Source organism: Brevibacterium sp. LE-L (assembly GCF_050214925.1).
Classification (GTDB): Bacteria; Actinomycetota; Actinomycetes; order Actinomycetales; family Brevibacteriaceae; genus Brevibacterium.
In genome coordinates this window covers 1,736,895-1,750,350 of the sequence record NZ_CP189759.1, presented here as the reverse complement: position 1 = coordinate 1,750,350, position 13,456 = coordinate 1,736,895, and the positions used below count along the sequence as shown (strand labels likewise).

The 13,456-nt window shown below is 65.9% G+C and carries 12 protein-coding genes; all 12 read right to left on the bottom strand.

Features of this window, described 5'->3' with window-relative positions; genetic code table 11:
- Nucleotides 1-31: 31 nt before the first annotated feature.
- Nucleotides 32-964 carry a tRNA (adenosine(37)-N6)-dimethylallyltransferase MiaA gene (miaA, locus tag ACQE2J_RS07870; protein WP_135539330.1) on the bottom strand — a complete coding sequence of 311 codons (933 nt, stop codon included), beginning with the start codon at nucleotides 962-964 and terminating at the stop codon, nucleotides 32-34.
- Nucleotides 951-1,664 (bottom strand): hypothetical protein, encoded by a 714-nt coding sequence (locus tag ACQE2J_RS07865; RefSeq protein WP_135539332.1) that lies wholly within the window; start codon nucleotides 1,662-1,664, stop codon nucleotides 951-953. Before ACQE2J_RS07865 ends, miaA begins: the two co-directional genes overlap by 14 nt.
- Before the next feature lies 1 nt (nucleotide 1,665).
- A complete protein-coding gene (gene miaB / locus ACQE2J_RS07860) occupies nucleotides 1,666-3,162 on the bottom strand; it encodes a tRNA (N6-isopentenyl adenosine(37)-C2)-methylthiotransferase MiaB (RefSeq protein WP_135539334.1) in 1,497 nt (498 codons plus the stop codon).
- Between the two features lie 34 nt (nucleotides 3,163-3,196).
- Nucleotides 3,197-4,099 carry a regulatory protein RecX gene (locus tag ACQE2J_RS07855; protein ID WP_240689733.1) on the bottom strand — a complete coding sequence of 301 codons (903 nt, stop codon included), beginning with the start codon at nucleotides 4,097-4,099 and terminating at the stop codon, nucleotides 3,197-3,199.
- On the bottom strand, nucleotides 4,080-5,171 hold the full coding sequence (gene recA, locus ACQE2J_RS07850) for a recombinase RecA (RefSeq protein ID WP_135539336.1): 1,092 nt from the start codon (nucleotides 5,169-5,171) through the stop codon (nucleotides 4,080-4,082). The genes ACQE2J_RS07855 and recA overlap by 20 nt, the downstream gene beginning before the upstream one ends.
- Before the next feature lie 224 nt (nucleotides 5,172-5,395).
- Nucleotides 5,396-5,623, bottom strand: a complete 228-nt coding sequence (locus ACQE2J_RS07845) for a DUF3046 domain-containing protein (protein ID WP_135539338.1) — start codon at nucleotides 5,621-5,623, stop codon at nucleotides 5,396-5,398.
- A complete protein-coding gene (locus tag ACQE2J_RS07840; protein ID WP_135539340.1) occupies nucleotides 5,623-5,952 on the bottom strand; it encodes a helix-turn-helix domain-containing protein in 330 nt (109 codons plus the stop codon). Before ACQE2J_RS07840 ends, ACQE2J_RS07845 begins: the two co-directional genes overlap by 1 nt.
- Nucleotides 5,953-6,129: 177 nt before the next feature.
- Nucleotides 6,130-6,699, bottom strand: a complete 570-nt coding sequence (locus ACQE2J_RS07835; RefSeq protein ID WP_205683339.1) for a CinA family protein — start codon at nucleotides 6,697-6,699, stop codon at nucleotides 6,130-6,132.
- On the bottom strand, nucleotides 6,692-7,357 hold the full coding sequence (pgsA, locus tag ACQE2J_RS07830) for a CDP-diacylglycerol--glycerol-3-phosphate 3-phosphatidyltransferase (RefSeq protein ID WP_135539342.1): 666 nt from the start codon (nucleotides 7,355-7,357) through the stop codon (nucleotides 6,692-6,694). Before pgsA ends, ACQE2J_RS07835 begins: the two co-directional genes overlap by 8 nt.
- A gap of 107 nt (nucleotides 7,358-7,464) precedes the next feature.
- Nucleotides 7,465-10,221: a DNA translocase FtsK 4TM domain-containing protein gene (locus ACQE2J_RS07825; RefSeq protein ID WP_426937397.1), complete on the bottom strand. Its 2,757-nt coding sequence runs from the start codon at nucleotides 10,219-10,221 to the stop codon at nucleotides 7,465-7,467.
- Between the two features lie 714 nt (nucleotides 10,222-10,935).
- Nucleotides 10,936-11,595, bottom strand: a complete 660-nt coding sequence (locus tag ACQE2J_RS07820; protein WP_426937396.1) for a response regulator — start codon at nucleotides 11,593-11,595, stop codon at nucleotides 10,936-10,938.
- 11 nt (nucleotides 11,596-11,606) lie between these two features.
- The gene (locus ACQE2J_RS07815) at nucleotides 11,607-13,370 is read right to left on the bottom strand and encodes an ATP-binding protein (RefSeq protein ID WP_426937395.1); all 1,764 of its coding nucleotides are present in this window, start codon (nucleotides 13,368-13,370) and stop codon (nucleotides 11,607-11,609) included.
- Between the last annotated feature and the right edge of the window lie 86 nt (nucleotides 13,371-13,456).

Sequence of the window (13,456 nt, the reverse complement as noted above, 5' to 3'; positions counted from 1 at the left end):
CGTCAGTCGAACCTGCGTCGGCGGACGCCGATCAGGGCTCAGTGAGCACCTTGAGCGCTGCTGCCAGGTTCTGTTCGGTGTCGGCGGCGCTGCCGTCGATCCAGTGGATGCGCGGGTCCCGGCGGAACCAGGTGTCCTGCCGTCGGGCGAACTGACGGGTCCTGATCGTGGTTTCCTCCTGCGCCTCGGCGACGGTGAGCTCCCCGGCGAGGTGGCGCCGGATCTGGGCATAGCCGATGGCTCGGGACGCGGTCTTGCCCTCCGCCAGTCCGTGGTCGAGGAGGTCACGGACCTCGTCGACCCAGCCGTGGTCCCACATGAGTCCGACACGGGTCGCAATGCGTTCGTGGAGGACGGTCCGGTCCATGCTCAGCCCGAGGTGGATCGTCGGTTCGATCTCCTGGTAGTCGGGCAGCTGGGCGCTGAAGGGGCGTCCGGTGAGTTCGATGACTTCGAGGGCCCGGGCGATGCGCCGCTGATCGTTCACGGTGATCTTCGCGGCTGCGGTCGGGTCGAGTTCCCGCAGCTTCTTGTGCAGGCTCCAGCGATCGGCTGAGGCTTCTGCTTCGAGACGGGCACGGACAGCCGGATCGGTGCCGGGGAATTCCATATGATCGACGGCGGCGCGGACGTAGAGCCCGGACCCGCCGACGAGGATCGGTCGGTGCCCATGTTCACGCACCTGCGCGATGGCGGCCCGCGCACGCGCTTGGAAGTCCTGGACGTTCGCCTCTTCCGTGACGTCGAGGATGTCGATGAGATGGTGGACGATGCCTCGGCGCTCCGTGACCGGCAGCTTCGCGGTGCCGATGTCCATCCCCCGGTAGAACTGCATCGAGTCCGTGTTGATGATCTCCCCGCCGAGGCGCTCGGCCAGATCGAGGGCGAGCTCGGACTTGCCGGTGGCGGTGGCTCCGACGACGGCGATGATCGGCGGCGGATCGTGGTGCTCAGTCACGGTCATTCACGCCCGGGTGTTGGAGAGCGCCAGTCTCCGCTGCCGTCCAGGAACCTGTACCGCACAGTGACCGCACATCGTGGACGCGCTCGTCGAACCTCACGTCGACTGACGAGATCTCAGCGCCCTGTTCGATGAGGTGTTGGATCCCGGCCTCAAGGACGGAGAGATTCGCATGCATGGACTCCCCCTGGGCACAGAGGTCGACAACGGCGGCCGCCTCAAGGGTCGCGCCGGCGGTGAGTGCCGCGACGACCGCGGTGTCGAATTCTGCGGCTCCGTCGACCGGGGCCAGAGGAGCTTCTTCGGCCGCGGCTCCGGACAGGTCGACGGGCAGCAGCAGATTCGCACTCGACCCGAGCGCTCCGACCTCGACTCCGGTGGCATGAGCATGAAGGAGGGCGACGATGATGGCGGAATCGACCGCCTCGGCGAGGGACCGTTCGGTCTCGGTCAAAGATTCGACGAGCTCGACCCAGGCACCACCGGTGTGGAGTCGGTCGGTGCGGAGGTCGAGGCCGCGATCGATGCCCCAGCCGCCGAGCCCGGCCACGGGAGGCAGGGTGTCGATAGGCAGTGCCCAGTTCGAGTGGGTGCCCAGGATCTCGCGGATCTTGGCGCGCAGTCCGGCGGTGCGGACCGTTTCGGTCCGGTCGATGTCGTCGAGCAGCACGGGGGCTGCCGGGATGATGGCGAAGCCGCTCATCTCAGTCGCGGGGGCGGATGGTCGGCATGCCGAGGTTCGTCGCCCCGCCCGCGCCCTGTCCGGGCGCAGGAGCGCCGCAGCTGTCGGCCTGCGCACGGTCGTAGGCGTCGCCGGCGCGGGACGGGCGCAGCGAATATCCGGAATCGGCGAGCAGGAAGTAGGGTTTCGCCTCGGTGACGGTGGCGGTGACGAAGTCGCCGGGGCGAGGAGGCTCTGCGCCTTCGGGGATGCCGACGTGGACGAGTCGGTTGTCCGCGGCGCGACCGCTCAGTCGTGGGGAATCATCGTGCGGAAGCTTGGTCACGAGCACCTCGACCTCGCGGCCGATCTGCTTCTTGTTCTCGTCCCAGGCGATCTCGTCCTGGAGTGCCGTGAGGCGTTCGAAGCGTTCCTGGACGACGTCCTTCGGGATCTGGTTGTCCATGGTCGCGGCCGGGGTGCCGGGCCGGATCGAGTACTGGAAGGTGAAGGCCTGAGAGAAGCGGGCGCGGCGGACGATGTCCATGGTGCCTTGGAAGTCCTCCTCGGTCTCACCGGGGAAGCCGACGATGATGTCGGTGGTGATGGCCGCGTGCGGGATACGTTCGCGCACGCTGTCGAGGATGTTCATGAATCGCTTCGTCCGGTAGGACCGGCGCATGGACTTGAGGATGGTGTCCGAACCGGACTGCAGCGGCATGTGCAGCTGCGGCATGACGGTGGGGGTCTCGGCCATCGCTTCGATGACGTCGTCGGAGAAGGCGGCCGGGTGCGGGCTGGTGAAGCGGACGCGTTCGATTCCGTCGATGTTGCCGACAGCCCGCAGCAGTTTCGCGAACGCGCCTTTGTCACGGAATTCGGCACCGTAGGAGTTGACGTTCTGTCCCAGCAGGGTGACTTCGACGACTCCGTCGGCCACGAGTGCTTCGACCTCGGCGAGGATGTCGCCGGGGCGACGGTCCTTCTCTTTGCCACGCAGGCTGGGGACGATGCAGAAGGTGCAGGTGTTGTTGCAGCCAACCGAGATCGAGACCCATCCGGAATGCTGGGATTCGCGGCGGCTGGGCAGGGTCGAAGGGAAGACGTCGAGGCTCTCGAGGATCTCGACCTGGGCTTCCTCATTGTGTCGGGCGCGTTCGAGCAGCGCCGGCAGGGACCCCATGTTGTGGGTGCCGAAGACGACATCGACCCAGGGGGCCTTCTTGACGATGGTGTCGCGGTCCTTCTGTGCCATGCATCCGCCCACGGCGATCTGCAGGCCCGGGTGGTTCTCCTTGACCTTCGCGAGTTGACCGAGGTTGCCGTAGAGCCGGTTGTCGGCGTTCTCGCGCACGGCGCAGGTATTGAAGACCACAACATCGGCTTGGTCGTCGGTGTCGGCCTGAACATAGCCGGCGTCGTCGAGGAGTCCGGAGAGACGTTCGGAGTCGTGGACGTTCATCTGACATCCATAGGTCTTGACCTCGTAGCTGCGAGGTGCGGTCTCGGATGTCGCCGGGGATTCAATCAGTTCAGTCATGGCGCACCTATTCTAGCCCTTCCCCGGACTCGGTTCAGTCTTCGGCGAGGACCTCGCGGGTGACCTTGATGCAGATCGCCGAGGGGAAACCGCGGCGGGCGAGCATGCCGAGGATTCGGCGCTCTCGCACGTGGTATTCGAGACGGCGGGTCGAGGCCGCTTTCTTCGCCGCGACTTCGCGTGCGAGTTCTTCCTCGCCATCGACTTCGGCGACGGCATCGTCGGCGAGTTCGGGGCTGATGCCCTTCTTGCTCAGTTCGCGTTTGAGTACGGAGCGAGAGAGTTTCCGGTTCTCTCTCTGCGCCCGGACGAAGCGGTGGGCGAATTCTTCGTCGTTGAGCAGACGGGAATTCTGCAGCTTCTCAATGAGTTCGTCGACGGCCTCGGGCATGAGGTCGCGTTTGAGCAGCTTCTTGCGCAGCTCGTCGCTGGCATGATCGCGCATGGCGAGCATGTTCATTGCTGTCTTCTTCGCCTGCGCATAGTCGGCCTCGAAGTCGGGGGCATCGTCTTCGTCGTCGAAGCGCAGGCCGCCTTCGACGTCGGTGCCGGCACCGGTGTCATTGTCCTCAGATGCGAAGTCAGGGGCGTGTGTGCCATCGAGTGTCTGCGCAGAGTCCGGAACAGCGACGAAGTCGGGAAGCGCGTCGGTCCCACCTTCGACCCAGCCGTTTCCTGCGTCCTTCTGCGGACGTGGGCTGCGGGACGCCTTTTTCTTCTTTCGCGGCGCATTCCTCGGAGCAGGGTCCGCGTCGATACCAGAGAGCCCGGCGAAGAACCCGCCGTCGCCTTCGGCATGGCGCTGGTCGATCTCGGTGATCGCACTGCGCAGCTGGGAAAGCGTCGTCGCCTGACCGGAGTCTCCCGCACCGACCTGGGCGGCCGGTGCGGTGAACTCGTCGTCAGGCATCGGGGTGTCAGGAGACTTCGACGTCATCCGTCTGTGCTTCTCCGGCCGCTTCGGCGTCTTCCTCGGGTTCGTCGACCTTGATGAGACCCAGCTTGTGCTTGATCTTCAGTTCGATCTCCTCCGCCAGTCCGGGGTTGTCCCGGAGGAAGTTGCGGACGTTCTCCTTGCCCTGGCCGAGCTGATCGCCGTCGTAGGTGAACCAGGAACCGGACTTGCGGATGATGCCGTTGTCGACGCCCATATCGATGAGGCTGCCTTCGCGAGAGATGCCGTGGCCGTAGAGGATGTCGAATTCGGCCTGCTTGAACGGCGGGGCGACCTTATTCTTCACGATCTTCGCGCGCGTCCGGTTGCCGACCGCGTCCTGGCCCTCCTTGAGGGTTTCGATGCGGCGGACGTCGATGCGTACGGAGGCGTAGAACTTCAGCGCCTTACCGCCCGAAGTGGTCTCCGGCGAACCGAAGAAGACGCCGACCTTCTCACGCAGCTGGTTGATGAAGATCGCGGTGGTCTTCGACTGGGCCAGGGCGCCGGTGATCTTACGCAGCGCCTGCGACATCAGACGTGCCTGCAGGCCGACGTGGCTGTCACCCATCTCGCCTTCGATCTCCGCCTTCGGCACAAGCGCGGCCACGGAGTCGATGACGATGACGTCGAGGGCTCCCGAGCGGATGAGCATATCGGCGATCTCGAGCGCCTGCTCACCGGTGTCCGGCTGGGACACGAGCAGCTGATCGGTGTCGACGCCGAGCTTCTTCGCGTACTCCGGGTCTAGCGCGTGCTCGGCATCGATGAAGCCGGCGATTCCGCCCGCCTTCTGAGCATTGGCTACAGCGTGGAGGGCCACGGTCGTCTTACCGGAGGATTCCGGGCCGTAGATCTCCACGACGCGGCCGCGCGGCAGACCGCCGATGCCCAGAGCGATGTCGAGGGCGATCGAACCGCTCGGGATCGAGGCGATCGGCTCCCGGACTCCATCGCCGAGACGCATGATCGCGCCCTTGCCATAGTTGCGATCGATCTGTCCCATCGCCGCTTCGAGCGCCTTCGACTTGTCGCCGCCGGTGGGGACCTGAAGGTTCTTGGGTGTACGTGCCATGACGTCTCCTCTTCGTTGCTTTTCCGTTGAGACCAAGGCTAGAAGATGGCACTGACATAACGACAGAGGAAGGATTTCCCCCGTGGATAACCAGCCACTCATGGTCACAGGTCCCGTGATTCCCTACCAGCATAACCGACATGGGAACAGGTGTTCTATATATTGGGGTGTGTCGCGCATTTCGTTCGAGCGCGACGTCTGCGGTCGGCGGGAATCAGCACGAATCAGAACGGGGTGGCGCGCGGTTTCTCTTTGCCGAGGCGGCGGGATTCGGGCACGCCCATGGAATCGCAGACTGCGATCCAGATGTCGCGGGGTTCGACTCCTGCCGAGAACGCCTCTGCGGCGGTGCGTGAGCCGAGCGAGCTGAGGGTGAGGTCGGTGTGCAGGGAGGCAGCACGCGCCTCACCGAATTCCTCGTTCATGAGGATCCAGTAGAGCGTGTGCCGCATCAGGGCTTGGCGGCCAGGCGTGGCCCGGAGTAGCTCTCGGGATGGCCGAGGATCTTGTCCGACAGTTCCTGCGGGATGGTGTCGGGGATCTGCACTCCCTCTTCGAGGGCGAAGCGATCGGAAACCGAGGACAGCAGCGCTGACAGCGGCAGATCGAGTGCCTCGCAGATGGCCGACAGCAGCTCCGAGGAGGCTTCCTTCTGTCCGCGTTCGATCTCGCTCAGGTAGCCGAGCGAAACGCTGGCACCGGTGGAGACATCGCGAAGGGTGCGTCCTTGACGACGGCGGGCGGAGCGTAGCGCGTCGCCGATTTCGACTCTCAATAACATAACGCGGCCCTCCCTTTGTCAGCGCGTTCCGTCGTGGTGGTTCCAATAACCTTACAACCTGGCCGTGACACAGCACCAACCTGGTTCCCCGAGCGGATGGTTTTGCCAGTCCACTCGAAGACTTTGGAGAGATTACGTCCGATGGTCATCACTCGGTCAACCTCTTAAGCATCGAAGTTATTCCCCTGACGGCCCGACCGCCCCGGGCTCGGTGCTCTCGGCAGGGGCAGGCTGCGACTGTTCGGGGGCCGGGCCGAAGGCAAGTGCGGTGACGAATTCGTCGAGGTTGACCGCCATCGCCTGCACCGTCTGATTGCGGATGGCGTTGCGGTCGCCGCTGAACTCGTGTTCGAAGATTGTGGCTTTGCCGCCGAAGGCGATCGCCGTGTAGGCGAGCCCCACCGGCTTGTCGTCCTGCGGGTCGGGCCCGGCCACCCCGGTGCATGAGATCCCGATGTCGGCCACGCATCTCTGAGCGGTGCCGACGGCCATCTGTGCGGCGACGACCGGGTCGATCGGCCCGGTCTCCTCGAGGTGGTCGGCATCGACTCCGGCGAGGCTGGCTTTGAGGTCCGTGGCGTAGGTGACCAGTCCCCCGCGCACAACGGCTGAGGCACCGGGAACGTCGACGAGTGAGGCGACGAAGCGCCCTCCGGTCAGGGATTCCGCCGAGGCCAGTGACAGACCCAGTCGTGTGCAGGTGGCGATGATCCGCCGGTTGGATTCGAACAGCTCGGTCTCAGTCACGGGCCCCGTCCCCTGCCGCACTCGAACCGCCGGCCTTCGCCTCCTTGTAGAGCTTCGCCGCCTGCACGCAGTAGTCGATGCCGGTGACGAGGGTGACGACGATGGCCCCGGTCATGACGACCCACGCGAAGACGAGCAGGACGACGTAGACGACGGGCGGGACCAGGTGCGCCAACGGGAAGATGAGCAGGAAGAGTCCGATGGCGACGGTCTGCAGCACCGTCTTGATCTTCCCGCCGCGTGAGGCGGGCATGACGGCGATGCGGATCATGAAGAACCGCAGCACGGTGATGCCGAGTTCGCGCACGAGGATGATCACCGGCACCCACCAGGGCAGTTCGACGATGATCGCGAGCCCGATGAGGGCGGCGGCCATGAGCGATTTGTCGGCGATCGGATCGGCGATCTTGCCGAAGTTCGTCACGAGGTTGTATCTGCGGGCCAGATCACCGTCGATCTTGTCGGTGAGCATCGCCAGGAGGAACACGACGAGGGCCCACCAGCGGGTGGTGACATCGTCGCCTCCCTGGGCCAGGAGGAGGACCAGGAAGACGGGCACCATGAGGATGCGCAGCACCGTGAGCGCATTCGGAATGTTCCATGGGCTCGGTTCTGCGGCGGGCTGCTGAGAGGCTCCGGCCTCGACTCGATCGTTCACGACTCCACCCTATCGGAGTGAGCTGGACAGATCATCGCAGCCACAATCGCCGAGGCGGCCGTCCGTGGTCACGGACGGCCGCCTCGGCGAAGGGGTGGGTTCGAGACTCACCGCCCGGTGAGCTGCCAGGCGTCGTCTCCGCTGGCTTCGACGACTTCGAGCCCGGTCTCCGGGTCGATATCGCCGACGCTGAAGTCTTCGGCGTGGCCGACACCGTGGGCGTAGCGGTCGCGTCCGTGGTCCGACGACTGCGAACCGGGGTTCGACGACTGTCCGTAGTCCTCGAACTCCTCGTCGTAGTCTCCCGCCGCCGAGGCATGCCCGGACTGGCCATGGTCCTGTCCTTCGGGTTCGGCCGCGGCCCCGGAGGAGTCATCTTCGGGCGGAGGAGTATCGCCCTTGATGATGGCCAGGGTTCCCGGCAGGTCGTCGGGGCGTACGAGCACATCGCGGGCCTTCGAACCCTCGGAGGGCCCGACGATGCCGCGGGACTCCATGAGGTCCATGAGCCGGCCGGCCTTGGCGAAGCCGACACGCAGCTTGCGCTGGAGCATCGACGTCGAACCGAACTGGGTGGTCACGACCTGTTCGACGGCCTGGAGCAGGAGGTCGAGATCGTCGCCGATCTCCTCGTCGATGACCTTCTTGGGCGCCTCGACGGCGACGTCTTCGCGGTAGTTGGGCTTGAGTTGGCCCTTGACGTGGTCGACGACCTTCTCGATCTCGGACTCGTTGACCCAGGCACCCTGGACACGCATCGGCTTCGCCGCACCCATGGGCAGGAACAGGGCGTCACCCTGACCGATGAGCTTCTCCGCACCGGGCTGGTCGAGCACGACTCGCGAGTCGGCCAGCGAGGAGGTTGCGAAGGCCAGTCGTGAGGGCACATTGGCCTTGATGAGGCCGGTGACGACGTCGACGCTGGGACGCTGGGTGGCGAGCACCAGGTGGATGCCGGCGGCACGGGCCAGCTGCGTGATGCGCTGGATCGAGGCTTCGACGTCGCGCGGGGCGACCATCATGAGGTCGGCGAGCTCGTCGACGACGACCAGCAGGTAGGGGTAGGGCTGGAGGACGCGTTCGGATCCGGCCGGCGGATGGATGCGGCCCTCGCGGACGGCCTTGTTGAATTCCTTGACGTGTTTGAACCCGTACTGGGCGAGGTCGTCGTAGCGGGCGTCCATTTCGCGCACGACCCACTCGAGCGCCTCGGCGGCCTTCTTCGGGTTCGTGATGATCGGGGTGATGAGGTGCGGGATGCCCTCGTAGATCGTCAGCTCCACGCGCTTGGGGTCGACGAGGATCATGCGCACCTCGTCGGGTGTCGCGCGCATCATGATCGAGGTGATCATCGAGTTGACGAAGCTCGACTTACCGGCACCGGTGGCACCGGCGACGAGCAGGTGGGGCATCTTCGACAGGTCGGCGACGACGAATCCGCCCTCGACGTCCTTGCCCACGCCCATGACCATCGGGTGGTCGGTCTTGCGGGCGGCCTTCGAACGCAGCACATCGCCGAGGGCGACGTTCTCACGGTCGGAGTTCGGGATCTCGATGCCGATGGCCTTCTTGCCGGGAATCGGCGAGAGGATGCGGACGTCGGCGCTGGCCACCGCGTAGGAGATGTTCTTCGACAGCGCCGTGACCTTCTCGACCTTCGTGCCGGCGCCCAGCTCCACCTCGTAGCGGGTGACCGTGGGGCCACGGGAGAATCCGGTGACCTCGGCGTCGATTTTGAACTGCTCGAGCACATCGCGCAGGGCTTCGACGACGCGGTCGTTGGCCTCGGAGCGTTCCTTCGCGGGAGGTCCGGGCTGGAGGTTGTCCGAGGCGGGCAGGGTGTAGGTGACGTCGCCGGCCAGCGTGAGCTGTTCGACGCGTTCGGGCAGCTGCTCCGTGGGCGGCGGCGGGGGTGCATTCGTCACCGGCACCGGCGTCGAGGCGGCTGCGGACTCGGACTTCTTCGCCTGGTTCGCGTCGTCGTCCATGCCGATGGTCTTCTTGAGCTCGGCGACCTCGCGTTCGGCCTTGGTCGGACGGCGCTGGCCGGGCTTGAGCTTCGGTTCGGTGTCGATGACCGTGGTGTCGGCCTCTTCGTCGCTGACATCGTCTTCGTGGATGTAGGCCTTGTCGTAGGCCTTGGTGACAGCGTCGTCGTCGGACTTCTTGTCGGAGTCCGGGATGTCGGTCTTCTTCTTCCGGCTCCGGCGCTTCGCGCCCATCACGGGCTTGAGGTCGGAGGTGCGGCTGTTGTCGGCGACGAGGTCGACGGGGTTGCCCTCAGAGTCCACCTCGGCGGTCCTGCTGGGTCGGGCACCGCCGGTGAGTCGGTAGTACAGGTCGGTGAGACGCTTCGGAATCGCGCGCACCGGGGTCGCGGTGACCACGAGCAGGGAGAAGAGTCCGAGCAGGACGAGCAGCGGCACCGCCACGTAGACGGTGGTCGCGACGACCAAAGGCGAGGACACGACGAAGCCGAGGGCTCCTCCCCCGTTGGCCATGGCTTCGCGGGAGTTCGTGAAGGACGGGTTGCCGGCGGCGATGTGTGCCAGGCCGGATGCGGCGAGCAGGCCGAAGATCATCCCGATGAGGATGCGGTTGTTGCCGCGATTGTCGTCGCCGCGCAGGAACAGGCGGATCGCGTAGCAGGTGAAGATCACGGGCAGGGCCAGGGCCACTCGCCCGAAGGTGCCTTCGACGATGCCGCGGACGCCGTCGCTGATCGCGCCGGGGATATTCCACCATTCGAAGGCGGCGATGACGATCGAGAGGCCGATGAGGAAGAAGGCTGTGCCGTCCCGCTTCGTCGGTGACTGATCGGTCGGTTCGTCGCTGAGAGTCTTTCGCGCACGGTTTCCGGCCATGTGGGCCACTCCCCTCCATGCACCGGTGACAACGTTTGTCCCGGGTTCTTCGGTCCCCGCTTGACCGGACCGACCAGCGTTTTTGCGCGCTGTGCGTTTCCCGGAACCAGAAGCGGGGGAAGTCGTTCTGGTTGCCATGTCTCTCATCTTAGGACGATATTGCGCTCCTGCCCAGCAAATCCGCAGGTTTCGGCGTGTGGCGAGGCGGGTGGTGTGGCGTGTGGTGGACGAGCCGTGCCGGACAAGTATCGACGTCAGCTGGGGTGTCGGAGGCCCGATCAGCCGGATGTTCCACCCCTGAAGTTCGCCGAATTCGAAGGAACCTCATCCCGGGCACCGTCTCGCCTGGGTTGTCTGGTCGATCCCTCGTGGCTTCCCGAGCGAATTTCGCCGTGGATCCGCCGGCAAACCCGTCTGCACCCCAAACGTAGGTCACCTTCGGAGAGAAATTTCGCGAAAAAGTATCCATTACCGACCTATGTTTGCCCGAAGCCGCTGCTGCGGATGCGCGAGCTGCCCTGCGAACACGATCTCCTCGCCGGTGATGCCGCCTCGCGTGCGACCGATGAATCTCAGAACCGAGACGCCTGAAGCGGTCGTCCTGCACGAATCTCGCAGAAGTACACCTCGCCGGTCGTTCTGGGCCGTTGTTCCCGCGCCGCGTCCGCCCTTTTCGCCCACTCAGCGCAGGCGGCCCCACTCGCCCGTGCAGGTTCAGCGGGTGGCGTAGAGGTGTTCGGGCCTGCCCGTCGACCCGTACTGCAGGGAGACGGTGATCGTGCGCGCTTCGGCGAGCTTCGCCAGATGCCGCTGCGCGGTCGCGCGGGAGGCACCGACCGCCTCGGCGACTTCGAGGGCCGTCATCGGACCGCTCGCCTCCTCGAGGGCTTCAAGGATCCGACTCGTCGTCGACGACCCGGCCGGACTCGCCCCGGCTCCGCCCGACGCGGACGCATCGTGGAGGTTGCGCAGCTGACGTTCCAGATCGGCCTGCCCGACCTTCTCCCGCTCCCAATACCGACGGAACCGGGCATAGCGACGGAGGAAATTCTGCAGCACCTCGGCCGCGAAGGGTTTGACGATGTACGTCATCGCCCCGGCCCGCAGCGAGGCCCTCACCACCTGGGGATCCGTCACCGCCGAGAGCACGATCGCATCGATATCGGTCTCGCGGACGAGCTCGACCCCGGTGCCTTCGGGCAGCACATAGTCCGCGAGCAGCAGGTCGACACCGCCGGAGGCGATGACCTCGCGCGCCGTCTTCAGGTCGCGCACGGGTTCGAGCGCGGTGAAACCGGGCACCTCGTCGACGTAGCGGGCGTGGATCTGCCCGACGAAGAAGTCGTCATCGAGCACGAGAACGTTGACCATCATCTCTCCTCAGATCACTGTGAGCTGTCGTCTGCCGTATCGCCGAGCGCCTCGGGCAGGACCATTCCGAAGCTCGCCCCGCCGAGGTCCGGGTCGTGGCCGTCGATGAGCCACACCCGGCCGTCGCCTCGCTCGGCGACCCGGCGGCTGAGCGCCAGACCGATACCCAGTCCATGAGCGTCCCCGGTCCCGGTTCCCGTTGTCAGTCCGATGCCGAAGTCCGGCGCCGAGGCGGCCTCGACGGTGGAGAATCCCTCGTCGAAGATCGTCTCCGACAGGTCCTTCTCCACTCCGTCGCCGGTGTCCGTGACGACCGCGTGGAGTTCGGCGCCGGCGCTGAGGAGCTGCACTTCGACGCGGCCGCCCGATCCCGGGAATCGGTGCCCGGCGACGGCCGCGCGCACGGCATTGTCGATGAGGTTGCCGAGGATGAGGGTGACCGCCTCGGGGTCGCGGACCGTGCCCACAGCCAGGGAATCCGGGGACACGGCCAGGGTCACTCCCGCCTCGGCGGCGGTGGTTCCCTTCGCTTCGAGGACGGCGCGCAGGTACGGGTCGGAGATCAGATCGATGTCCTCGACGGGAGTCGTGATCGGCCCGGTGCCCAGCAGAGAGGACAGATACGTGTGCGCCTCGTCGGTGGCGCCGGTGTCGACGAGGCCGAGCACGGTGTGCAATCGGTTGGCGAACTCGTGGCGCTGGGTGCGCAAGGCCCTGGCCATGGCCGTGACGGATTCGAGCTGGCGAGCCATCGCGAGCATCTGCGTCTCATCGCGCAAGGTCACGACCCCGCCGACGGACACCCCGTCGCGCTGAACCCGCACCGCGGTGGCAAGCAGGATCCGTTCGCCGACCGTGATCCGCCGGCGCAGCGCGCCCTCGGCCGGCGCCTCGGCCATCATCGCGGCGATCTCCTCGGGCACGTCGATCTCGTCATCCCCCTCGAATCCCCGCGCCGAGGCGGCCCTGCCCGTACCGGCGACCCTGTCCTCCCCCGAGGCCGCCCCAAGCAGCTCCTTCGCGTTCAAGTTACTCAGGGTCAGCGCACCGTCGTTGCCGAAGCCGAGCACTCCGTCGTCGAGACCGCGCAACACGGCTGCCTGGTCTCGCGCCATCTCGGCGAGCTCTTCGGGCCCGACTCCGAGAGTCTCCCGACGCAGCCGACGCCCGAGCAGGTACGACACGACACCTCCGAGCGCCAATGCCAGCACGGCCACGGTGCCCAGCAGCAGCATCTCCCGGCGCACATCGGCATCGAGCACCGAGGCGTAGATACCCACAGACACTTCGCCGACGACCGTCTTTGAATCCTCACTCGAATAGATCGGGACCTTCGCTCGAACGGTCTCACCGAGCGTGCCCGATTCGTGGGAGACGTTCTCGCGTCCGGCCAGCGCCTCATCCGGTGAGGTCGAGACCTTGTGCCCGATCTTCGTGCGGTCCGGGTGAGTCAGCCGAATGCCGCGGTCGTCGGTGATGACGGCGAAGCTGATACCAGTACGGTCACGCAGATCGTCGGTGATCTTCAGCATCGACTTCACAAGCTGCTCATCGGGCGCAGAAGCGTGCTCGGCCGAGGCCTGTGTCGCGGCGGCCCGGACATCCGGGTCGATCGCGAGAGTGCGGGCAGTGGACAGCGCTTCGGTCTCGGTCACCTCGGTGACGGTGCGCGCCCCCATCCACGCGAACACCCCGGTCACCAGCGCCAGGATGACGACGACGAGCGCGAGCTGAGAGATCAGCACACGACGGGAGAACGATTGGCGGGGCCTTGGCACGCGGCAAGCGTAGACCGGTTTGAGCGCAATGCGCAAAAGGTGGTCAATGATCTAAACGCCATCAGTGCACACAAGCGCGCGAAGCA

Bases quoted from the DNA above. Each gene is read 5' to 3' on its own strand.
- miaA (WP_135539330.1), bottom strand. From the start codon at position 964: ATGACCGTGACTGAGCACCACGATCCGCCGCCGATCATCGCCGTCGTC.
- ACQE2J_RS07820 (WP_426937396.1), bottom strand. From the start codon at position 11,595: ATGATGGTCAACGTTCTCGTGCTCGATGACGACTTCTTCGTCGGGCAG.
- ACQE2J_RS07825 (WP_426937397.1), bottom strand. From the start codon at position 10,221: ATGGCCGGAAACCGTGCGCGAAAGACTCTCAGCGACGAACCGACCGAT.
- miaB (WP_135539334.1), bottom strand. From the start codon at position 3,162: ATGACTGAACTGATTGAATCCCCGGCGACATCCGAGACCGCACCTCGC.
- recA (WP_135539336.1), bottom strand. From the start codon at position 5,171: ATGGCACGTACACCCAAGAACCTTCAGGTCCCCACCGGCGGCGACAAG.
- ACQE2J_RS07865 (WP_135539332.1), bottom strand. From the start codon at position 1,664: ATGAGCGGCTTCGCCATCATCCCGGCAGCCCCCGTGCTGCTCGACGAC.
- ACQE2J_RS07855 (WP_240689733.1), bottom strand. From the start codon at position 4,099: ATGACGTCGAAGTCTCCTGACACCCCGATGCCTGACGACGAGTTCACC.
- ACQE2J_RS07845 (WP_135539338.1), bottom strand. From the start codon at position 5,623: ATGCGGCACACGCTCTACTGGATCCTCATGAACGAGGAATTCGGTGAG.
- ACQE2J_RS07840 (WP_135539340.1), bottom strand. From the start codon at position 5,952: ATGTTATTGAGAGTCGAAATCGGCGACGCGCTACGCTCCGCCCGCCGT.